We start from the raw sequence: 21,299 nt of genomic DNA on the forward strand, positions 1-21,299 counted from the left end.
ATGGCTGAGCTTTCCTCGCTCGCAGAACTGGGCGCCGCCACCGGCAACACCAATACGCAGGCCGCGGCACCCGTCCATGTCCAGAAGCTCGACAAGTCGGGCCGCGCGTATGCCACCGGCAAGCGCAAGAACGCCATCGCGCGTGTTTGGGTGAAGCCAGGTTCGGGCAAGATCGTCGTCAACGACAAGGAATTCGCGACCTATTTCGCGCGTCCGGTCCTGCAGATGATCCTCAACCAGCCGATCATCGCCGCCAACCGCTCGGGCCAGTACGACATCGTCGCCACGGTCATCGGCGGCGGCCTTTCGGGCCAGGCCGGCGCTGTGCGTCACGGCATCTCCAAGGCGCTGACCTATTACGAGCCGGCGCTGCGTGCCGTGCTCAAAAAGGGCGGCTTCCTGACCCGCGACAGCCGCGTCGTCGAGCGCAAGAAGTACGGCAAGGCGAAGGCCCGTCGTTCGTTCCAGTTCTCGAAGCGCTAAGCGCATCGCAGCTTCACAACCGAAAGGCCGCCTCCGGGCGGCCTTTTTGCGTTGCGCATCACTATTGAGCGGAATGGTCGGCGTCGCGGATGAACAGGAACGCGCAAAGTGCCGAGCCGGCCACCGCGAGCGCCGAGGCCAGGAATGCCAGTTGCATGCCCTCGATCGTGCCCAGCGCCAAGGCGGATCCGAACAGCGCCACCCCGATCGCGCCACCCGACTGGCGCACGGTGTTGAGCACGCCCGATGCCGTTCCCGACATCTCCGCCGGCACGGAAGACAACAGCGCGGTGGTCATGGCCGGTACGGCAAGACCAATGCCGACCGGCAGGAACAGCAGGCGCCACAGCAGCGACAGGTAGGACGTATCGGCCTGGATCAGCGCCATCAGTCCGAAACCGGCTGCCCCGACGAACAGGCCAATCGCCATGGGCGATCGTGGGCCATGATTTGCGGCAATGCGCCCGGCGGCAATGTTCGACAGGGTGACTGCCGCCATGAACGGCAGGAAGGCCAGCCCTGTCATTTCGGGAGAAAAATGCCTTTCCTGCTGGAAATACAGGCTGAGCATGAAGATCGTGCCATAGAGCGTCAGGTTGACGGCCAGTCCCACGAGGCTAGTCACAGCCGGCACGCGGCTGGCAAAGAGACCGAGCGGAAACATCGGCGCCCTCGTCCGGCTCTCGACCAGCAGGAACAGGCTTGCGGCCACCGCCGCCAATACCAGTCCGCCGATGACCGGCATTGAGGTCCAGCCCGATGAACCGGTTTCGATAAAGGCGCCGGTCAGCGAAAACAGCGCCAGCACGACAAGTCCCTGCCCCACCCAGTCGATCGGCGGCCGCTCGGCCTTGAGCGGCGTTTCCTGCAGAAACCGATAAGCCATCCAGATGGCGAGAGCGCCAATGGGCAGGTTGACCAGAAAGATGCTGGCCCAGCCAAGCGACGCGACCATGAAGCCGCCGAGCACCGGCCCTGCCGACAGCGCGATGCCGCCCGCCGCCGTCCACAGCCCAACGGCGCGTGCCCGGCGCGCCTTGTCGGATGCGTAGGCGCGATTGAGGAGTGCCAGCGAACACGGCATCAGCAAGGCGGCACCCGCGCCTTGTGCAGCGCGCGCCGCAATTAGCAACCAGGCACTCTGAGCCAAGCCGCAAGCCAGCGAAGCAATGCTGAACAGCGCCATGCCGCCAACGAAAACGCGGCGAGCGCCGACCCTGTCGCCGAGGGCGCCGCCGGCGAGCAGCAGCGAGGCGAAGGCAAGCGTGTAGGCGTCGACGACCCATTGCAGGCCGCCGACCCCCATCGACAGCCCAGTACCGATCCTGTTCAGCGCGACGTTGACGATGGAGACATCGAGCTGCACGACCACGAAGCCGAGGCTGGTCGCAGCAACGGTGGCGGCATAGGCGGCAGGGCGCTTGATAACGATGGTATCGGGCATGCCCATGGATAACGGGTTTCCCCTGACACCGTTGCGTCAGCAGGCGCCGGCCTGCGACACCAGGCCGGAACTTCAGCCGCGGCAAATCAATTGATGCTGGCGGTCGCGGCAGGTTCGACGCGTTCGCCCGTCCCCGCATAGGGCACGCGAAACCCATTTGCCGCCAGCCAGCCTATCGCCGCCTTCGGCTCATCGGTCTGGATGATGGTGGCGCCGCGATCGGCCCAGAAGCCCCAGGCTTCACGCGGCAGGCTGGCCTGAACCGCCAGTTCATCGCCCCGGCCGCCGGCAAGGAAGCCGCCCGGCTTGTTGACGATGGCGTAGGTGTCGGCCCAGATGTGCCAGTCGCCCCTCACCGCGGCCGCGCGCATGCGCGTGCTGAACAGTGGCCCGCCATTCTCGGTCAACGTCTCCCCGCCGGCGCGCCAGTTGATCAGCTCGATCGCGCGCGGCGCAAAAGCATGGTCGACCGTCGCGGCGAAACCGGCGTCATGCACTGCGTCGTCGGCGATGATCGGCATGAAGTGAACGCCGCCGCCGACCGCTTCCATGGCAGCCTTCACCGTAGCGATCCTGGTCTGGTTCCACAGGTTTTCCTTGACGATGACCTGGTCGGCCATGCCGAGATCTCGCGCCACCGCGACCATACCCGACAGGTCCCCAACCTCGAGCTTGTTGTCGAGATTGATGAGGATCTGGTCCCGGGTCGCCAGCAGCATCTCGCGCAGCGTCGAGACTGTCTCGTCGGTTACGGCGCCCGTGCCTTCGATCACCAGCCGGCAACTCTTCAGTTCGGCCAGCGTGTACTTAACCACCTCACCCTTGCAGGTCGTGGTGCGATCAAGCCAGCTGTCATGCATGACGACAAACTCGCCGTCCTTCGAGCGCCGGATGTCGACCTCGACGATCTCGGCGCCGATCGCGATCGAGCCTTCGACGGCGGCGAGCGAATTTTCCGCATAGAGCGTCTTGCCGGCCTGCATGCTGCCGGCGCGATGCGCGGCCACCATGACGTGGTCGCGCCATCGGTTGGCATGTTCGAAGCGGTCGAGGATCTGCCTCGCACGGGTTTCGCCCGCCATTGACTGGCTGGCGGAAGCCGCCAGCGTGACGGAAAACAGAAGGCTCGGCCAGAAGGTCCGCATCGAGAATCGCTCCATTCCGGATCGAACCGGGAATAGGCGATGCCCGTGACGTCTAGGTGAACGAAGCCGGCTAGCGGTTGCCAGCGATATGTCGCCTCAGATGCGTTTCGACAGTCGGCGGAACCAGGCCATCGCAGGCATCTCGACGAAACGCCAGGTAATCCAGGAGACACCTATCGTGGCAAGGAGCATGACGAGGATCGCAACGTCCCCCGCCCAGCCGGCGCCGAAGCCGGTCGCCGGCTCTCCGCGCAAGACGATGTCGCCGACAAGACCGAGGCCGAGCTTGCGCTCGACCAGGCCGGCGACGTTAATCATGCGCGCCTGGACGAAGATGTGGACCATGTAGATCGAGTAGGACAGCGCGCCGAGCGTCAGCATGAAAGGGGTTCTCAGGAAGACACTGATCCAGCCGCCCTCATGGGCAAAGAGGAACAGCGCCAGCGCGAACACCAGCGGTGCTGCGATCCCGGCATCATTGTCGCCCGCCAGTGCGACGAAAAGCACAATGACAGCCGCCATGACGATTTCTGCAAGGGTCCAGCTCAGCAGCGGGCCGGTCCGGGCAAGCGCCTGTCGCGCGCCTGCAATGGAATCATGCTGGAACCAGGCAAGCAAGGCGCCGAGTGAGAAGCCGTACAGGCAGCGTATGAAGCCGAAATCGAAGGACACATCCATATGGTGGGTCGAGAAGCCAAGCAGAAACAGCGGCGCGGTGATGGCGGCGGCGACGAACCACACCCAGGCGCGTGCCCCGGCGGTGAAGACCACTCCCGCGAACAACAGGTAGGCGAAGAACTCCGCCGAAATGCTCCAGCTTGGCGCATTCCAAGTCAATTGGTCCTCGAAGCCGACCCCCTGGAGCAGCAGCAGGTTGGCAAGCAGGCTCTGGAGGCTGAAGCCGCCGGTGAAGGGAGCGGCACCGGCGCCATGCACCTGCGGCAGCATCAGCCGCAGCAGCTCGAATCCGGCAAAAGCGGCGAGCATGAGAAAGTGCAGCGGATAGATGCGGCCGAAGCGCACCAGCGCAAAGCGTGCGACCTCCCGCGGCTGGTTCAGCCGCCAGCCATAGGAGCTGGCGATGACGAAACCGGAGAGAACGAAGAAGAAGTCGACAAACAGATAGGACGAACCGACAAAGGCGCTTTGCGAGATCGTCGAAGCAGTCGGGAAGTGGAACAGCGCCACCAGCAGGGCGCAGATGCCGCGCCACGAATCGAGAACCAGGAACCGCTCACCCGCCACCGTGCCGGACTGGATCGACGCCGCGCCATGGGGAGAATCAAGAAACGCGGTCTGCGTCATGATGATACAATCCTGTCTCGCGGCGGCACCGCGCCCGCGCCGTTTCGTTTCCCCAAGCTGTGACTGGCATGTTGCGTGCCGGTTCTGTAGTTGTTGCACCCCGATGAAAACCAAGGATCCGTAATGGCGAACAAGAACATCGACCATGCCTTCACAGCCCGCTCGAAGACGGGCGCTTCGCTGGAGCCGACCTATGCCGGCGCGCTGTCGTTCATGCGACGCAAATACACGAAGGATGTGAAGGGCGCGGACGCTGTGGTTTGGGGCATCCCTTTTGATGCCGCCGTCACCAATCGGCCCGGCGCGCGTTTCGGGCCGCAGGCGATCCGCCGCGCCTCGGCAATCCTCGACAACGATCCGCAATATCCCTTTTCGCGCGATCTGTTCGAGCACCTCGCGGTGGTCGACTATGGCGATTGTCTGCTTGATACCGGCAACCACCAGAAGACGCCGGGGACGATCGAACGCGAGGCGGCCAAGATCCTGAAGTCAGGTGCCTTCCTGCTGTCGCTGGGCGGCGACCATTTCGTCACCTGGCCCCTGCTCAAGGCACATGCCGCAATCCATGGCCCGCTCGCTCTGGTGCAGTTCGATGCGCACCAGGATACCTGGGAGGATGACGGCAAACGCATCGACCATGGATCCTTCGTCGGCCGCGCGGTCAAGGAAGGCATTATCGATCCCGACCGCTCGATCCAGATCGGCATCCGCACCCACGCGCCCGACACGTTCGGCATCAAGATCCTCTACGGTCACGAGATCGAGGAGATGCGTGCATCCGACATCGCCTACGCCATCGTCGACAGGACGGGCGGCAAGAAGACCTATCTCACCTTTGATATCGACTGCCTTGATCCCGCCTATGCACCCGGCACCGGCACGCCGGTCGCCGGCGGGCCGTCCTCTGCAAAGATCCTGTCGACGCTGCGCCAGCTCAACCAGATCGATATTGTCGGGGCCGATGTCGTGGAGGTTGCGCCGGCCTACGATCACGCCGATATAACGGCGATTGCCGGCTCGATGATCGCCATGCAGTATCTCGGCCTGCTGGCCGAGCGGAAAGCACGGCTCGAAGAGCTGAACAACGGCAGCCACAACGGTGCCGCGGTGAACCAAGGCAACGGCATATAGTTTTCGATATCAGGGAATTTGATCAGCCAATGAAACCGAAAATCTTCATCGACGGCGAGCACGGCACCACCGGTCTCCAGATCCGGGCGCTGCTTGCCGAGCGCGGCGACCTGGAGATCATTTCAATTCCCGCCGAGCGCCGCAAGGAAACGGCGGCGCGAGCCGAATTCCTCAATGCCGCCGACGTTGCGATCCTGTGCCTGCCGGACGATGCGGCGAAGGAAAGCGTGTCGCTGATCTCCAACGAGACCACCAGAGTCATCGATGCTTCGACCGCGCATCGCGTCGCGCAAGGCTGGGAATATGGCTTTGCCGAGATGGACAAGGAGCAGGCGAAGAAGATCGGGGCGGCAAAACGCGTCGCCAATCCCGGCTGCTGGCCGCAAGGACCGATCGCGATGCTGCGGCCGCTGGTCGCCGCCGGCCTTCTGCCCGCGGATTTCCCGGTCACCGTCAACGGCATCTCCGGTTATTCGGGCGGCGGCCGCCCGATGATCGAGGACTATGTCGCCAAGGGCGAGGACGCCTCTGAATTTCTACCCTACGGGCTCACCCTCCAGCACAAGCACGTGCCGGAGCTCAGGGCCTATGCGAAACTGTCGCACGATCCGATCATGCAGCCAGCGGTGGGCAATTTCGCGCAAGGCATGATCACGGTGGTGCCGCTGCAGCTCGGTGGCCTCGACCATGTGCCGACCGGTGCGGAACTCCATGCAGCCATCGCCGACCATTTCGCCGCCATCAAGGGCGGCGTGGTCGAAGTGGCGCCCTATGCGCATCTGGAGCGCATTCCGGAGATCGATCCGGAAATCTACAATGGCACCAACCGCATGAAGCTCTACGTCTTTGCCAATGACAAGCGCGCGCAGGCCCTGCTGCTCGCCGTTTACGACAATCTCGGCAAAGGGGCATCGGGGGCTGCCGTACAGAACATGGACCTGATGCTCGGCCTCTGATGGCGGCACCGGCATTTCCGGACCGTTGGAAGATCAGCGCGCCCGAGCTCATCGCCGAGACCTTTTCGAGCCGCATCTGGAAGGTGCGGCGCGAGGACGGCTCGCCGGCGATCGTCAAGGCGCTGAAGCCATTCGATGACGTCGCAGACGAGTTGCGCGGCGAGCATTTCCTTGCCTGGCGGCGCGGCGAAGGCGCCGTGCGGCTGCTGGGCCGCGACGGGCATTCCATGTTGCTCGAATATGCCGGGGAGACCATGCTGTCGCATGTTCTTGCCGAGCAGGGAGATTTGGCCGCCACGGAAATCGCGGCGGAGGTGATGGCAAAGCTGTTTTCGCCATCGGATCACCCCGCTCCGCCCGACCTGCAGCCGCTTCGGGAACGATTTTCCAGCCTGTTCAAGAAAGCGGAGGCCGACCGTGTCGTTGGCCGGAACAGCCTTTATGTCGAAGCGGCGGAAATCGCCGACCGGCTGCTGGGTGGTCCGCATGATATCAGGCCGCTGCATGGCGACCTCCATCACGACAACATCATGCACGGAGCACGCGGCTGGCTGGCGATAGATCCGAAGGGCGTTCTCGGCGACCCGGGATTCGATGCCGCGAACATGTTCTACAATCCTCTTGATCGCGACGACCTTTGTCTCGATCCCCCACGGATTGCCGGGATGGCTGAAGTTTTTGCGCGAACGCTGAGCCAGACGCCGGCGGCAATACTGGATCACGCCATCGCCTATGGCTGCCTGTCGGCTTCCTGGCACCATGAGGACGACAACGCGATCGAGGAGAACCGCGAACTGTCGGTCGCAGCAGCGATCCGAACGGTACGGCTCGGCTTCTGATCCGTGCCGCCTTGCGTCAGGCGGAATTCGACGGCGACAAGACGATGGCGCAGTCGAACGTTCTGGATGTGACCGGAGAGACTCAGCGTCCGAGGGCGATCTCGTGGGGCAAGGGATATGCGCCCTTGGTGCCGCGCCAATGCGCGGCGGCGAACCCCAGCACGATCAACGCGAATCCCTGGTGGGTCAGCGCCATGTGCAGCGGCACATGCATCAACAGCGTGCCGATGCCGACGGAGGCCTGCACCAGCACCAGGGCAAACAACAGCGTCGCGCGACGAGCATGCGTTGAACCGGGCAGACGGCGACGCGTGGCGATCATGTGCCACAGGGCGACGACGAACACCGTGTAGGCGCCGATCCGGTGCACGAACTGCACCGTCTTGGGGCTTTCGAAGAAATTGCGCCATGCCGGCTCCAGGATCAGCAGATCGCCGGGAATGATCTTGCCGTCCATCAGCGGCCAGGTGTTGTAGCTCAGGCCAGCGTGGAGCCCGGCGACCAGACCGCCGAGATAGATCTGGATCAGCGCCAGAAGCACTATGAAACCAGCCAGTTTCTGGGTCGAACGATCGGCCGCAGGTTCCGAATGCGGCGCCAGGCCGCGCGCGACGACCATGGTCGCCGTGAAGATCAGGGCGGCAAGCGTCAGATGGGTGGCGAGCCGGTACTGGCTGACCGAGACGCGGTCGACCAGACCCGAGGCAACCATCCACCAGCCGATGGCGCCTTGCAGACCGCCGAGAAGCAGGATGCCGACCAGCTTCGGCCCCAGTCCGCGCTCGATGCGGCGCGCCGCCCAGAAGAACAGCAGCGGCAAGGCAAAGACCAGGCCGACGCTGCGCGCCAGGAGCCGATGCGCCCACTCCCACCAGAAGATCGACTTGAATGCCTCGATGCTCATGCCCTTGTTGAGCTCGGCATATTGCGGGATCTGCTGATAACGCTGGAATTCCTCTTGCCATTCGGCGTCGTTGAGCGGCGGGATGACGCCGTGGATCGGCTGCCACTCGGTGATCGACAGGCCGGACTCGGTGAGCCTTGTGGCGCCGCCGACCAGCACCAGCGCGAACAGCACCAGAAGCACCACGTAGAGCCAGCCGCGCACCAGCGCGCGGTTGTGCAGATCGCGGTCACGCGCCTCGTAAGGCGCGGCAGTAATGGCGGCCATGGATTTATCCCGGCAGGTTGAAGTCGCGGATTGGTGGACCATCGCATTCCCGCATGCAAGACCGGGCGGCGCGGCACGCCGTCGCGCCGCGTCTGTCGGGTTGCACAGCTTCGCGTCAAGGCCTATGGCCAAGCCGACACATTGAGCTGGGCCGCACTTTACCCCGGCTCCAGGAGGCCAACCATGCCCGTGCGCCTGAAAAAGCTGATCGGAATGTTCCTGCTGGTGGCGCTTGTCGTCATCTACGCGCTGGTCGCATCGATCTTCGCGGTCGCCCGGCTGTCCGAGGCGGGCCCGTGGACGCATTTCCTGTTCTTCCTGCTAAGCGGCCTGCTCTGGGTGCTGCCGGCCATGGGCATCATCAAATGGCTGATGCTGGAGCCTCGGCCCAAGCGCTGACCGTTGCCGGTCGGCCTCAGATGGTGACCACCATCTTTCCGGCATTGGCGAGCGGCGTCGTCACGCCAGACAGCATGGTGCGGATGTGGGCGAGGTTCTGATAACGGCCGTTGACCGAGATGCGCGGCAATGCGTGCAGGAAGCCGGCGTGTTCGGCGCGCAGCACGCCATGACGGGTGGTCACGGCCGAGGTGTAGCCGGCATCGCGGACAAAGCCCACTTCGCGGCAGCCGACGGCGCTGGCATAGCCGTAGGGATAGGCGAAATGGCGCGGCTCCTCGCCCAGCTCGGCTCGCAGGATGGACTTCACCCCGACGATTTCGTGCCGCGCGTCGGCTTCTGAAAGCCGCTTCAGATTGCTGTGGTTGATCGTATGAGCACCGATCGTTACCAGCGGATGCGCTGCGATCGCGCGGATCTCCGACCAGGTCATCAGCGTGTCTACGCGCGGCCGGCCGGCGTCGACGCCTTTCGCATGCGCCAGTTCGCGCAGCACGGCGCGCAGGTCCTCCTCGCGAACCTCGGTGGTGAGATAGGTGTGCAGCCGTGCGATGGCCTGGAGCTTTTTGGCCGGGCTGGTGCAGTCGATCGTCGTTTGCCCGTCGGACGTCGTCAGGGTCAGGCGATCGCCCGCGTTGACGAGATCCTCGACCACGTCCCACCACAGATCCGCAGTGCCGTTGATCAGCCCCGGAGCCACATAGATGGTGATCGGCGCGCCGTGCTTTTCCAGCACCGGCAAGGCTTCGGTCATGTTGTCGCGATAGGCGTCGTCGGCGGTGATGGCGGCGAACTGGCCGCCCTTGCCGCGCGCCGCGATACGCTCCACCGCCTCGTCCATCGAGACGAAGGCGTAGCCATCCGCCTTCAGGCCGGCGATCATGGCGTCGAGGAAGTCGGGCGCAATGTTGAGATGACGGTTGACGCTGTCGGGCTTTTCGGGCTTTGCCGTAACGCGGTGCAGCATGAGGATGGCGCCAATACCGCCGACCAGCGGTTTGGCCAGCGGTGCGAGGCCGGTATAGCGGGCGACGTTGAGCGCCAGCTTTCGGATTGCCTCCCCGCCGTCGATCATTCCTTCACCTTTTGCGCCTAGGCTGAACCAAGCACGGATACGCCTGAGCGCCCCCAAATCGGCAGCAATACGCCCTAAGGATTGAGGTATGGTTGACGCGGCCGCGTCATTTGACGGCAATCGCCTGGCGGCAATCGAAGCCCCGCCCAGTGTGCCGCCAATAGAGCCGGCTGGGCTGTCGGTTTCCACCGCTTCCGCCGATGGGCTCGCGGCCTATGCCGCGTTCTGCCGCTCCGCCGTGTTCGCGCCGGCGCAGAGCGCGGCTTGGATCCGCAACTGGGCCGCGCAGGTCGAGCCGGACCCGGTCGTGGCGATGCTGAATTGCGAAGGCAGACCGGTTTTCGCACTGGCGCTGGAGGTCGTCGGCCATGGGCCATTCCGTGTTGCCCGCTTCATGGGCGGCCGCCACGCCAATGGCAATTTCGTCGCCGCCGACCCGCAATGGCTTGCCAGGGCGGACAGTGCGGCTATTCGTTCGACCCTGGCGGCCATAGCCGAGGCTCGCCCCGACATCGATCTCGTCGCCTTCGAACGCCTGCTGCCCGACCTCGATGGCGTAGCCAACCCACTCGCCTCGTTCGATTATTTCGACAGCCCGAACCTGTCGCTCGCCGTCGACCTGGTCGGCGGTTTCGATGCACTGCTCTCTCGCGCAAACGGAAAGCGCAAACGCAAGAAGCACCGCTCGCAGACGCGCAAGTTCGAGGCCATCGGCAGCCATCGGCGCATCGAGGCGCGGACCGTGGACGAGGTCGGCCGGCTGCTCGACGGCTTTTTCGAGATGAAGGAATCCCGCTTCCGCAGGATGGGCATCGCCAACGTCTTCGGCGACAATCAAGTGCGCGCGTTCTTCCGTGCTCTGTTCACCGAGGCGCTTGCCGAGGATAAGCCCTCCTTCGTGCTGCACGGGCTCGAGGTCGCCGGCAAGCTTCGCGCCGTGACCGGATCGAGCCGCTCGGGCAAACGGCTGATCTGCGAGTTCGGCGCGATCGCCGAGGATGACCTCGCCCACACCAGCCCCGGCGACTTCCTGTTCTTCGACAATATCCAGGAAGCCTGCGAGGCGGGTTTCGACGTCTATGATTTCTCGGTCGGCGACGAGCCGTACAAGCGTTTATGGTGCGATATCGAAACGCAGCACTTCGAGGTGCTGGTTCCGCTGACGTCGAAAGGCCGCGCACTGGCGCTGGGGCTGCGGCAAAGCGCCAGGCTGAAAGCCGTCGTCAAGAACAGTCCGACGATCTGGAAGCTGACCAAGCTGCTGCGTCGCAAGGCCGCTGGCCAGGCGCCGGCGCCCGCCGAGGACGGTAGCTAACCCGCCCACCTTCCAACGTGATGACCACAAGCGCCGCTCATCGGACTCAAGCCGCCGAGCGCCTTCCCGGCACCGGGGTGCCCGGCGGTTCGTGGCCGAGCGGGGTCACCAGCGTCAACTCCGGATAGCCATTCTCGATCAGCTTGACGGCGGCCTGCGTCACCTCATCATCCGGCTCCAGCATGGAGAGGAACACCTCGGTCGCATCCCCACCCAGACGGCTGATGCCTTGGGCGTCGGCGGGACCGCATTCGACCACCACCAGGTCATAGGCGGTGGTCAGCGATTGCATGATGATCGGCAGCCGGTCGGCGGCGCGCATGGCGCGAACCGGATCGGCGGTGCCGACAGGAATGACATGGCAGTCGGAATAGAGGTCGGGGTGGATGACTTCGCTGAACTGCGCCTGCGACGCGAGCAGATTGGTGATGCCCGGGAACAGTCCGCTGTCGAGCATCGGTCGCGAGGCGGCGCCGGAAGCCGTGAGGTCGAGCAGCAGCACGCGCAGGCCGGCGTCGGAGGCCTCACGCGCCACCAGGATCGCGGACGCGGCCGCCTCGTCACCTTCGGGCGACACGAAGATGGCGCGCGCGGCGCCGCTTGCGATCAGCTTTTCCGCCGCTTTTTCAACGTCGATCTCGCCCAGCACCGAACGCGGCCTGGTTTTGGCGACCGGGACGGCCTCGGCAACAGGGACGGTTTCGGCGACCGGTGGGCCGGCGGCGGGTTCGACCTCTATGGCAGATTCCGCCGGCGAGGGCAGATCCGGTTCCACCATCATCTCCGGTTCCACCGCTTTCTCAGCGTGGTGCTCAGGCCCGGACTCTGGAATGATCGTCGTTTCCCTGGCCGCGACCGGCATCGCCACCTCGTCGATCGGCTCGAAGCGAGCGCCGCTGGCCGGGCGCATGGCGCGGCCGGAAAAGAGTTCGCGCAGCAGCGTGAACACCGACATGAGCAAAAGCGAGGCGGCAAAAGCAGCACCGACGATCGGCCCGATCTTGGGGAAGTAGGCCTCGGAAGGCACTACGGCCTTCGAGATGACACGCGCGTCGACCGGCACGTAATTGCGATCCTGGCGCGAAGCCGCCTCGCGGTAGTTGGTCAGGTAAAGTTCGAGCTGCTGGCGCTTGGCGGCAGCGTCACGCTGCAGCGCATCGAGACCGACCTGCTGTTCGCCTGCCTCCGCGGAAGCCGCCTTCAGCGTGTTGACGTCGGCGACGAGCTGGCTCTCACGTGACTTGGCGGCATCGGCCTGCATCGCCAGGCCCTTCATCACCTTTTGAGCTTCACTGCGGATCTGCGCGTCGAGATCGGCCAGCTGCGATTTTGCCGCGCGGATGCGCGGATGATTGTCGAGCAGCGTCGTCGACAGGTCGGCGATGTTGGCGCGCAGTTCGACCTGCCGTTCGCGCAAGCGCTGGATCAGATCGGATGACAGTACCTCGGGCAGCGAATCCAGCGAGCCGCCATTCTGCAGCGCCTTGCGCACGCTGTCGGCGGTGCCTTCGGCGGCGGCGCGGTTGGCCCGCACCCGCGACAATTCGGTCGACAGTTCGGCCAGTTGTTGGGTGGCGAGCACAGAATTGTTGCCGCCCACCAGAAGGTCCGACTGGGCGCGATAGGCGGCGACCTTGGCCTCGGCATCCCTGACCTGCTTCTGCAAATCGGCGATCTCGGGAGCCAGGAAGTCCGCCGCGGCGGTGTTGGATTCGAGCTTGGCCGCGCCCTGCCCGGCAATGTAGGCGGCGGCAATGGCATCGGGGATAGCAGCCGCGAGCTTGGGATCTTCCGAGGAGAACTCGATGGCGATGATACGCGTCTTTTCGACGCCATAGACGTTGAGCTTCTCGCGCATCTTCTTCAGGACGCGCTCATCGACCGGGATATCCAGGGGATCGTTCTTCAACCCCACCAGGATCAGCAGGCGGCTGAGAGGCGACATATCGACAGTTTCATCGAATTCGTGCAATCGCGACAGATCAAGCTTCTGCGCCACCCGCTTCAGGATTTCGTTGGACGAAATGATCTGGACCTGGGTGGCGACGCCTTGCTCATCGAGGATCGGCTTGTCGCTGTCATTACTGCCGGCGGGGCGCGTGTAGACGGATTCACGCGTATCGATCTGAACCTGCGTCTGGGCCTTGTAGTGCTTGGTTGCCAGCGAAGCGAGCGCAAACGCCAACCCGGTGACCACCAGGGAGACGACCAATATTCGCAGCCAGTTCCTCGCCAGGCTGGCGAAGAGCTGCCCAAGTTCGACGTCAACGTCTGCGGCCGTGGACTGAACGGACATGCATCCTACTCCGATACGGATCGCGTGCACCGTAAACAACTATGGTAACTCAGCCGTTAAGATCACAGCAAGCTTCCGTCAGGACTTACTGGGAGGCGCCAAGCAAAATCGCCAAAGTTGTAAAACTCCTGTCGATCGATGCCGTATCGGTCGTACCCTTTACCGGCCATTAACCCTAACAGGACGATAACGGACGCGCTCTCAGATGTTTGCTGCGACGCCGCAGCGGCCAGTCGAAGGTATGTGTCCTGTCATGAAAAGCACTGCTTCCCTTTTTCGCGCGCTGCTTGCCGTGTCGATGCTTGCCGGCTGCTCCAGCTACCGGCCGACGCCGGCCGCCTTCCACGAGGTGCTCGATCAACCCTATCGCCTGGGCGCCGGCGACCGCGTCCGCGTCACCGTGTTCGAGCAGGACGGGCTGACCAACACCTATAGTGTCGACCAGTCCGGCTATCTCTCCTTCCCGCTGGTCGGTGCCGTGCCGGCCCGTGGCCACACCGCCCAGCAGATGGAAAAGGAAATCGCCGACAAATTGCGCCAAGGCTATCTGCGCGATCCTGACGTTTCCGTCGAGATCGACCGCTACAGGCCTATCTTCGTCATGGGCGAAGTGGGCGCCGCCGGCCAGTATTCCTATGTGCCCGGCCTCACCGTTCAGAAAGCCGTCGCCATTGCCGGCGGCTTCACGCCGCGCGCCAACCAGGAAAGCGTCGACATCACCCGAGATATCAACGGGAAGGTGATGACCGGCCGGGTTGTTACGTCGGACCCGCTGCTGCCCGGAGATACCGTCTATGTGCGCGAACGTCTGTTCTGACGAACACACGTGGCGGACAAACTCAGGATCGTCCATTGCTTTCGTTCACCTGTCGGCGGGATCTTTCGGCATGTGCGGGACCTCGCGGAAGCTCAGGTCGCCGCCGGCCATTCGGTCGGCATCGTGTGCGATTCGACCACAGGCGGGGAATTCGAGGAGCGCCTGTTCGAGCGGATGAAGGCCATGCTGGCGCTCGGCATCCATCGCACGCCGATGCAGCGCCATGTCGGATTGGGCGATCTCGCCTCGGCCTGGCGGACCTACGGAATCATCAAGGAATTGCGGCCGGACGTGCTGCACGGGCACGGCGCCAAGGGTGGCGCCTATGCCCGTCTGTTCGGCTCACTGTTGCGGGTATCAAGGTCTCGCGTAGCCCGCCTTTATTCGCCGCATGGCGGTTCTCTCCACTATGACGAGAGCACGTTCACGGGAAAGCTGTTCTTCGCGCTCGAGCGATCCATGGCTCACTTCACCGACTGTCTGCTGTTCGTCTCGGACTATGAGCGACGCACCTATCGCAGGAAGGTCGGCGAGGCGCCCATTCCGAACGCGCTGATCTACAATGGCCTGCGCGCGGCTGAGTTCGACCCCGTTCCGGAGAAGCCCGGAATGGTGGACCTGCTCTACATCGGCATGATGCGTGACCTCAAGGGACCCGACATCTTCATCGACGCGCTGGCCCTTGCGGGGACACGGCTCGGACGCCCGCTGGGCGCGGTCATGGTGGGCGACGGCGACAACCTGCCTCGCTATCGCGCGCAAGTGAAGCGGCTCGGGCTTGACGGCAATGTGCGTTTCCTGCCGCCGATGCCTGCCAGGGATGCCTTTGCGCTGGCCGCGCTGGTCGTCGTTCCCTCGCGCGCCGAAGCATTGCCCTATGTCGTGCTGGAGACGCTGGCTGCGGGAAAACCGATGATCGCCACGGCCGTTGGCGGCATACCGGAGATCTTCGGTGCCGATTCCCCTGCCCTGATCAGGCCTGATCCGCTGCAGCTTTCCGACAAGATGGCCGAAGCGCTGGCCGATCCCGCCGCCTATCGAAAACTGATGCCCGATCGCGCCGATCTGGAGGCACGCTTCGGAGCCGATGTCATGGCCGCCGAGATCGAGAAAGCGTATTTCGCGGCGCTGGCCAAATAAACCACAAGCCCAAGCCCTTCCAAAGCCACGCGTTGTTTCAAGGGTTTCTTAGCTCTCTTTTGCTATTGCCTGGGGGAAGCTTGCGGAAATCCCATGAACGAGATCGATCCCGTGCACCGCTTTTCGGCAGAGGCTGTGCGCAAACTCGACACCCCGACCGATGGCGGCATGCCGGGCGGCATGAATGATGTCGCCCGTCAGGTCGCCTCGCAATACCGGCGCGATACGATGTCGCCGATCATGGTCAGCGGCGTCCTGCGGATGGTCGAGTTCGCAGTGCTGTTCCTTTCCGGCCTCGGCGTCTATTTCTACTTTGTCGGCTTCTTCAACTATTTCGCCTGGCAATATCCGCTGACGATCGCCGCCGCGTCGTTCCTTGCAGTGGTGCTGCTCGACGTCACCGATTGCTACCAGATCGTCTCACTCATGCGGCCGATCGCCAATTTTGGCCGTTTGCTGCTGGTCTGGGCCGGCACGTTCGCCCTCATGGCGCTGACGGCATTCGTGATGAAGATATCTGAAAACTATTCACGATTGCTGTTCGGCACTTGGTTCGCCGTCGGTTTCATTCTCATCTTCGGCCTGCGGCTGGTGATGTCGAAGCTGATCCGGCGCTGGGCGCGCGACGGCCACATGGAGCGGCGCGCCGTCATCGTCGGCGGCGGCAAGGCAGCGGAGGTCCTGATCCGCTCGGTCGAGAGGCAGCCCTACAACGACATCCGCATTTGCGGCATTTTCGACGATCGCAGCGACAAACGCTCGCCGCCTATCGTCGCCGGCTATCCTAAGCTCGGCACAATCTCGGAGCTGATCGAATTCGCCCGCATCGCCCGCATCGACATGCTGATCGTGTCGCTGCCGCTGACCGCCGAATCGCGCGTGCTGCAATTGCTGAAGAAACTGTGGGTGCTGCCGGTCGACATCCGGCTGTCGGCGCATTCGAACGCGCTGCAGTTTCGTCCACGCGCCTATTCCTACATCGGCTCGGTGCCGATGCTCGACATCTTCGACAAGCCGATCAACGACTGGGATTCGGTGGCCAAGCGCGCCTTCGACATCGTTTTCAGCCTGATCGGCATCGTCGTGTTCTCACCGGTGATGCTGGCGACCGCTATCGCCATCAAGCTCGACAGCAAGGGACCGGTGCTGTTTCGCCAGAAGCGGCATGGTTTCAACAATGAGGTGATCGAAGTCTACAAATTCCGCTCGATGTATGCCGACCGGTCGGACCCGACCGCCAGACAGACGGTCACCAAGAACGACCCGCGCGTCACCCGCGTCGGCCGCTTCATCCGCAAGACCTCGATCGACGAGCTGCCGCAGTTCTTCAATTCGCTCTTGGGTTCGCTGTCGCTGGTCGGCCCGCGGCCGCACGCGATTGCCGCGCAGTCGCACAACCTGCTCTACAACGAAGTGGTCGACGGCTATTTCGCGCGCCACAAGGTCAAGCCCGGCGTCACCGGCTGGGCGCAGATCAATGGCTGGCGCGGCGAGATGGACACCAACGAGAAGATCCGCATGCGGACGGAATACGACCTCTATTATATCGAGAACTGGTCGATGCTGTTCGACCTGCGGATCCTGTTCCTGACGCCGATCCGGCTGCTCAACACGGAAAACGCCTATTGAGCGCGGTCACCCATGACCTGCCGCGCGCGGCGGTCAATGCCAAGCTGATCGCACTGATTTCCTCGGGCGCGGTCGGGCTCGGCATCCTGCTTTCCGGCTTCGTTATCAGCGAGCCGGCTCCTTACGAAATCTACATGGCCGGCCTGATCGCCATCTGGGCGCTTTTCGGTTTGAGGATTTCGCGCGCGGCCGCGCCGCTGCTGGTGCTTCTGGTGACGATGAATATTGGCGGCATGATCGCCATGACGCAGATGTCAGACCTCGCCAACACGCCGCTCTACCTTGCAGTGTCGCTGTTTCTCGCCTTCAGCGCGGTCTTCTTCGCATCGGTCACCGCCACGCAGCCGAGCCTCTACCGGCTGATCTTCATTGCCTATGTCGTATCCGCGGTGATGACTTCGCTGCTCGGCATAGCAGGCTATTTCCATGCCTTCCCGGGCGCGGAGATGTTCACCAAATACGACCGCGCCGCAGGCGCCTTCCAGGACCCGAACGTGTTCGGGCCGTTCCTGGTTCTGCCCGGCATCTATCTGCTCTATCTGCTGCTGACCGGGCCGGTCTCGCGCATGCCGCTGCTGGCGGTGCCGCTGCTCATCATCACATCAGGCATCTTCTTCTCCTTCTCGCGCGGCGCCTGGGGCATGTTTGCCGTCTCTGCCGTTCTGCTCACCGGCTGCCTGTTCCTGCAGAGCAACAGCGGCATGTTCCGGCTGCGCGTGGTGGTGATGACCATCGCGGCACTGTCGCTGCTGACGATCGCCATGATCGTCATCCTGCAGCTGCCCGGCGTGGCGGAGATGTTCTCCAACCGTGCCCATCTCGAACAGAGCTACGACACCGCCCGCCTCGGCCGCTTCGCCCGCTATGCAATCGGCTTCCAAATGGCGATGGAGCACCCGTTCGGCATCGGGCCTCTGGTGTTCGGCACCATCTTCGGCGAGGACACCCACGACATCTGGCTGAAGATGCTGATGGATTATGGCTGGCTCGGCTTCGTATCGTTCCTGACGCTCGTCATCTGGACGATATGTGCCGGATTCCGCATCTTGCTGCGCGACCGGCCATGGCAGCCCTATCTCCTATGCGCCTATGTCGCCTTCATCGGCAATGTCGGGCTCGGCACCTTCATCGACATCGACCATTGGCGCCACGTCTATCTGCTGCTCGGATTGGTCTGGGGCGCGATTGCGCTGGAACACCGTCATCAGCGGCAAGTGCGGCAAGTGCGGCTGGCAATGCCGAAAGCTTCATCTGATCGCGGAGCGCTATCGGCTCGATAGTCGCCGCCGCCGACAGGCAGCGCGCGCTGCCGCTGTCGCACGATCATGGCCGGCGAAATTCGACGCGATGACAGGCCCGATCATCGTTTTGCGGCATCGCTGTCGGCCGCGGCGCGAGACAGGAACATCTGCGTCGTCTCGGCGAGATGGCTCTTGAGCCAATCCCCCATCGCCTCCTCTTCGCGCAGATTCTGTTCACACACACGCGCCACCTCGACCTCCCCTTCGGCGTTGGCCGCGGCGATGAGCATCATGTAGGAGGCAATCTCCATATGCTCGAAAGTATAGCTGGCGAGCGAGCCCTTCATCACCTCGTCGCCGGCAAACACGCCGCTGATCGACTGGGCCATGGCGGTGAGCTTGCCGCCTGCGTCTTTCATCGCGGAGGATCCCTCTCCGATCCGGTCAAGACAGCTTTTGAGGCGCGAGGCCTGCTGCCGCGTCTCGTCGAGATGCTGACGGATGCGGTTGCGGAGTTCCGGATAGCTTTCGAGGCGTGACAGTTGCCCGGAGAGCATCGTCTCGGCCTGCTCCTCCATGGCGTGAGCGTCTCTCAGCCACTGTATCAACCAGTCGCGCGATTGTGTCATGAAGCTCTCCCTTTGGGTTGCTCGCCCAAACCGCGAGCGGAGAGGATGGTTCCGCCCGGACTATGGCAGGTTCGGCCAGAGGCGCTGCCAACGCGCGGATTGGCCGCCGACGCGACGGTCACTTCTTGCTCTGGCCCGAGGCATCGGCCAATGCCGGGTTCACCAGCTTGCTGCGGACGTCCCGCGCCATTCGCAGGTGCTCCAGCACGGCCGGCAGGATATCCGAGGCGAAATGCTGGACATCCGGATCCTGGCCGGAGCCGATCTCCCATTCAAGGAGTTGCACAGTCTTCTGATGGTCGACGATCTGGCCGCTGATGTAAGCCAGATCGAATTCGACGCCTGTAAGCTTTTCCAGCCTGGTACGCATCTCCTCGTGCTCGGCATCCAGCCCAGACGGAAGCGGCATCTTGGCCGCTTCGGCGAGCGACTTCAGCCTGTCGTTCGCCCTCTGGTGGTCGTCAACCATCCTGCGGGCAAAGTCTTTCACCGCGGCATTTTCGGATTTTCCGGCAAGCTCGCCGAAGCGGACCTCGGCCAGACCGCCAGCAGCGGTAAGCTGCGCGAACAGCCGGTCCTGATAGTTGGTTTGGTGAGGCATTGGCTTGCCGGGAGATTCCTTCATCGTGTCCGGCGCCATGCCAGCCGGATTGCCGAACTGGGCGAAGGCGGTGGCGGCAGGCAGAAGCGCAAGCCCCACGACAGTTGCGAGTAGACGCATGCGAACCTCCTCGGGAAGCGTATCGCGCCGGATATCACGGCGCGCTTTCTCAGAGCACGAGCAGATAGGCGACCAGCGCGTCCTTTTCCGATTGGTCGAGTTTGGTGCCCAGCACCAGATTGAAGAACTCGACCGTGTCGGCGAGCGTCATCAGGCGGCCGTCATGCAAATAGGGCGGCGTGTCCTTGATGCCGCGCAGCGTGAACGTCTTGATCGGACCGTCGGGAAGCTCGACCATGTCGTTGACGGTCTGTCCTGGCTTGTAGAAACGATCGAGCTTCAGATCGTGCATGTTGTTGTCCATGAAGGACGTCTGGGGATTGTGGCATTGGGAGCAGCGGCCCTTGCCCATGAACACCGCTTCCCCTTTCAATTCCTCTGCTGACGCCAGTGCCGGATCGAGGCGGCCAAACGGATCGAGCTTAGGCGCCGGCGGGAAATCGATGATGTTTTGCATCTGTGCCATCATCGCCACCTGGTTCGGGCGGTCAGGCAGGTTGACGCCCTTACGGGTGGCACTGACATGATCGCCATTGAAATACGCGGTGCGCTGCTCGAATTCGGTGAAATCCTCCACAGACCGCAATGAGCGCTTCGATCCATGTATCTGCTGGTTGAAGAGGCCGCGCAGACTGGTGGTGTCGAGACGGAAGCGCGCCGCCTGCGGCCTGATGTCGGGTGTCTGATGGAAGGCGGCGTTAGTGTTGAAATTGGAATGGCAATCAAGGCAGGCGACACCCATGCTCTGGCCAGCGACCTTGCGGTCCTCGGTCTGATTGAACTCTTCCTGCGGGAATGGCGTCAGCAGAAGCCGCAAACCCTCCATCTGTACTGGGGTGATGATGCCGTTCATGATCTCGTAGTAATTGCGGATGGTAAGCAGCTCGCCGCGCGAGACATCGCCGAGCTCAGGGTGGGTGGTCAGGAAAATCGGTGGCGGGAATTCGGGCGTCAGGTGATCGGGAAGATCGAAATCGACGTCGAAGCGGCGCAGATCACGGCCTTCCTGGCGGCCGATCTCGCGGATTTCCTTCTCGGGAAACACTTGGCCTCCGGCAGCCTGCTTGACATGAGGTAGCGGCAGGAAGCCAGCCGGCAGAAGACCCTGGTCACGAATATCGCCGGGGCTCATCGAGCTTAGCCTGTCCCAGGTCGAGCCACCCGCCAGCTTGACCCTGACGCCACCCTGGACCGGCTTCTTGCCGTCGGTCATCATCACGCCCGGTATCGGACGGTCAGCCAGATCATAACGTTGCTCCAAAAGCTTTTTCTGACGCTCCATCACGCCAGGCTTCTGCGCCTCGTCATCGGCTTTCACCGCGGAAAAGGGCTGGCTCGGCAATGGCCGATAGGTGATGTCAGGAGGCAGCGGATCCGAGAACGCACTCATGCTGGCCGCCGCGACGATGATCGCGCACGGAAGGCCGATATGGAGTTTGCCGGTCATTTCGTCCCTCCTAAGTTCCCCGGACGGTTGCCAAACCGGACCGGGGGCGGTTTGTTCCAAGGCGGGAGTTGGCGAAAGGGAATTTATTTCCGCCACCGGATTGAGCCATCGCCGGG

19 protein-coding genes are annotated in these 21,299 nt (G+C 63.4%); 10 read left to right on the top strand and 9 right to left on the bottom strand.

What is annotated here, in order from left to right; all coding sequences use genetic code 11:
- On the top strand, positions 1 to 483 hold the full coding sequence (gene rpsI / locus FJ942_RS14030) for a 30S ribosomal protein S9 (RefSeq protein ID WP_140493960.1): 483 nt from the start codon (positions 1 to 3) through the stop codon (positions 481 to 483).
- A gap of 61 nt (positions 484 to 544) precedes the next feature.
- Here the strand turns inward: rpsI and FJ942_RS14035 are convergent, their stop codons facing one another.
- The 3 genes from FJ942_RS14035 to FJ942_RS14045 form a co-directional block, all read right to left on the bottom strand.
- Positions 545 to 1,933, bottom strand: coding sequence for an MFS transporter (locus tag FJ942_RS14035; protein WP_224646253.1), 1,389 nt, complete (start codon positions 1,931 to 1,933; stop codon positions 545 to 547).
- A gap of 80 nt (positions 1,934 to 2,013) precedes the next feature.
- Positions 2,014 to 3,072, bottom strand: a complete 1,059-nt coding sequence (locus tag FJ942_RS14040) for a glycerophosphodiester phosphodiesterase family protein (protein WP_140650019.1) — start codon at positions 3,070 to 3,072, stop codon at positions 2,014 to 2,016.
- Between the two features lie 96 nt (positions 3,073 to 3,168).
- On the bottom strand, positions 3,169 to 4,377 hold the full coding sequence (locus tag FJ942_RS14045) for an acyltransferase (RefSeq protein WP_140670022.1): 1,209 nt from the start codon (positions 4,375 to 4,377) through the stop codon (positions 3,169 to 3,171).
- 123 nt (positions 4,378 to 4,500) lie between these two features.
- Between FJ942_RS14045 and speB the strand changes: the two genes are divergently transcribed.
- The 3 genes from speB to FJ942_RS14060 are packed head-to-tail and all read left to right on the top strand — an operon-like array spanning position 4,501 to position 7,303.
- On the top strand, positions 4,501 to 5,508 hold the full coding sequence (gene speB, locus FJ942_RS14050; protein ID WP_140493966.1) for an agmatinase: 1,008 nt from the start codon (positions 4,501 to 4,503) through the stop codon (positions 5,506 to 5,508).
- A gap of 29 nt (positions 5,509 to 5,537) precedes the next feature.
- Positions 5,538 to 6,464, top strand: coding sequence for an N-acetyl-gamma-glutamyl-phosphate reductase (argC, locus tag FJ942_RS14055; RefSeq protein ID WP_140556975.1), 927 nt, complete (start codon positions 5,538 to 5,540; stop codon positions 6,462 to 6,464).
- On the top strand, positions 6,461 to 7,303 hold the full coding sequence (locus FJ942_RS14060; RefSeq protein ID WP_210239458.1) for an aminoglycoside phosphotransferase family protein: 843 nt from the start codon (positions 6,461 to 6,463) through the stop codon (positions 7,301 to 7,303). Before argC ends, FJ942_RS14060 begins: the two co-directional genes overlap by 4 nt.
- Before the next feature lie 82 nt (positions 7,304 to 7,385).
- Here the strand turns inward: FJ942_RS14060 and FJ942_RS14065 are convergent, their stop codons facing one another.
- Complete coding sequence (locus FJ942_RS14065; RefSeq protein ID WP_140515730.1) at positions 7,386 to 8,474, bottom strand: COX15/CtaA family protein; 1,089 nt, start codon at positions 8,472 to 8,474, stop codon at positions 7,386 to 7,388.
- 183 nt (positions 8,475 to 8,657) lie between these two features.
- Here FJ942_RS14065 and FJ942_RS14070 point away from each other — a divergent pair, with 183 nt between their 5' ends.
- Positions 8,658 to 8,873, top strand: coding sequence for a DUF2842 domain-containing protein (locus FJ942_RS14070; RefSeq protein ID WP_140556977.1), 216 nt, complete (start codon positions 8,658 to 8,660; stop codon positions 8,871 to 8,873).
- 16 nt (positions 8,874 to 8,889) lie between these two features.
- Here FJ942_RS14070 and FJ942_RS14075 read toward each other — a convergent pair whose 3' ends face one another.
- The gene (locus FJ942_RS14075; RefSeq protein ID WP_140556979.1) at positions 8,890 to 9,948 is read right to left on the bottom strand and encodes a polysaccharide deacetylase family protein; all 1,059 of its coding nucleotides are present in this window, start codon (positions 9,946 to 9,948) and stop codon (positions 8,890 to 8,892) included.
- 88 nt (positions 9,949 to 10,036) lie between these two features.
- On the opposite strand from FJ942_RS14075, the gene FJ942_RS14080 reads away from it, so the two are divergent.
- Positions 10,037 to 11,263: a GNAT family N-acetyltransferase gene (locus tag FJ942_RS14080; protein WP_140556981.1), complete on the top strand. Its 1,227-nt coding sequence runs from the start codon at positions 10,037 to 10,039 to the stop codon at positions 11,261 to 11,263.
- A 46-nt stretch (positions 11,264 to 11,309) separates the two neighbouring features.
- Here FJ942_RS14080 and FJ942_RS14085 read toward each other — a convergent pair whose 3' ends face one another.
- Positions 11,310 to 13,559 carry an exopolysaccharide transport family protein gene (locus FJ942_RS14085; protein WP_140897977.1) on the bottom strand — a complete coding sequence of 750 codons (2,250 nt, stop codon included), beginning with the start codon at positions 13,557 to 13,559 and terminating at the stop codon, positions 11,310 to 11,312.
- A 253-nt stretch (positions 13,560 to 13,812) separates the two neighbouring features.
- Between FJ942_RS14085 and FJ942_RS14090 the strand changes: the two genes are divergently transcribed.
- From FJ942_RS14090 to FJ942_RS14105, 4 genes are all read left to right on the top strand, one after another.
- Positions 13,813 to 14,376 (top strand): polysaccharide biosynthesis/export family protein, encoded by a 564-nt coding sequence (locus tag FJ942_RS14090; RefSeq protein ID WP_140493982.1) that lies wholly within the window; start codon positions 13,813 to 13,815, stop codon positions 14,374 to 14,376.
- A 9-nt stretch (positions 14,377 to 14,385) separates the two neighbouring features.
- Positions 14,386 to 15,516, top strand: a complete 1,131-nt coding sequence (locus FJ942_RS14095; RefSeq protein WP_140897979.1) for a glycosyltransferase family 4 protein — start codon at positions 14,386 to 14,388, stop codon at positions 15,514 to 15,516.
- A gap of 93 nt (positions 15,517 to 15,609) precedes the next feature.
- Positions 15,610 to 17,145, top strand: coding sequence for an undecaprenyl-phosphate glucose phosphotransferase (locus FJ942_RS14100; RefSeq protein WP_140493986.1), 1,536 nt, complete (start codon positions 15,610 to 15,612; stop codon positions 17,143 to 17,145).
- The gene (locus FJ942_RS14105) at positions 17,142 to 18,425 is read left to right on the top strand and encodes an O-antigen ligase family protein (protein WP_140897981.1); all 1,284 of its coding nucleotides are present in this window, start codon (positions 17,142 to 17,144) and stop codon (positions 18,423 to 18,425) included. Before FJ942_RS14100 ends, FJ942_RS14105 begins: the two co-directional genes overlap by 4 nt.
- An 80-nt stretch (positions 18,426 to 18,505) precedes the next feature.
- On the opposite strand, the gene FJ942_RS14110 is transcribed toward FJ942_RS14105, so the two are convergent.
- The 3 genes from FJ942_RS14110 to FJ942_RS14120 form a co-directional block, all read right to left on the bottom strand.
- A complete protein-coding gene (locus tag FJ942_RS14110) occupies positions 18,506 to 19,015 on the bottom strand; it encodes a DUF892 family protein (protein WP_140897983.1) in 510 nt (169 codons plus the stop codon).
- Positions 19,016 to 19,133: 118 nt separating this feature from the next.
- Positions 19,134 to 19,736, bottom strand: a complete 603-nt coding sequence (locus tag FJ942_RS14115; protein WP_140897985.1) for a DUF4142 domain-containing protein — start codon at positions 19,734 to 19,736, stop codon at positions 19,134 to 19,136.
- A gap of 49 nt (positions 19,737 to 19,785) precedes the next feature.
- Positions 19,786 to 21,183, bottom strand: a complete 1,398-nt coding sequence (locus tag FJ942_RS14120; protein ID WP_140897987.1) for a cytochrome B6 — start codon at positions 21,181 to 21,183, stop codon at positions 19,786 to 19,788.
- Positions 21,184 to 21,299: the final 116 nt, after the last annotated feature.

This window comes from Mesorhizobium sp. B2-4-2 (assembly GCF_006442845.1).
In the GTDB taxonomy this organism is placed as follows: domain Bacteria; phylum Pseudomonadota; class Alphaproteobacteria; order Rhizobiales; family Rhizobiaceae; genus Mesorhizobium.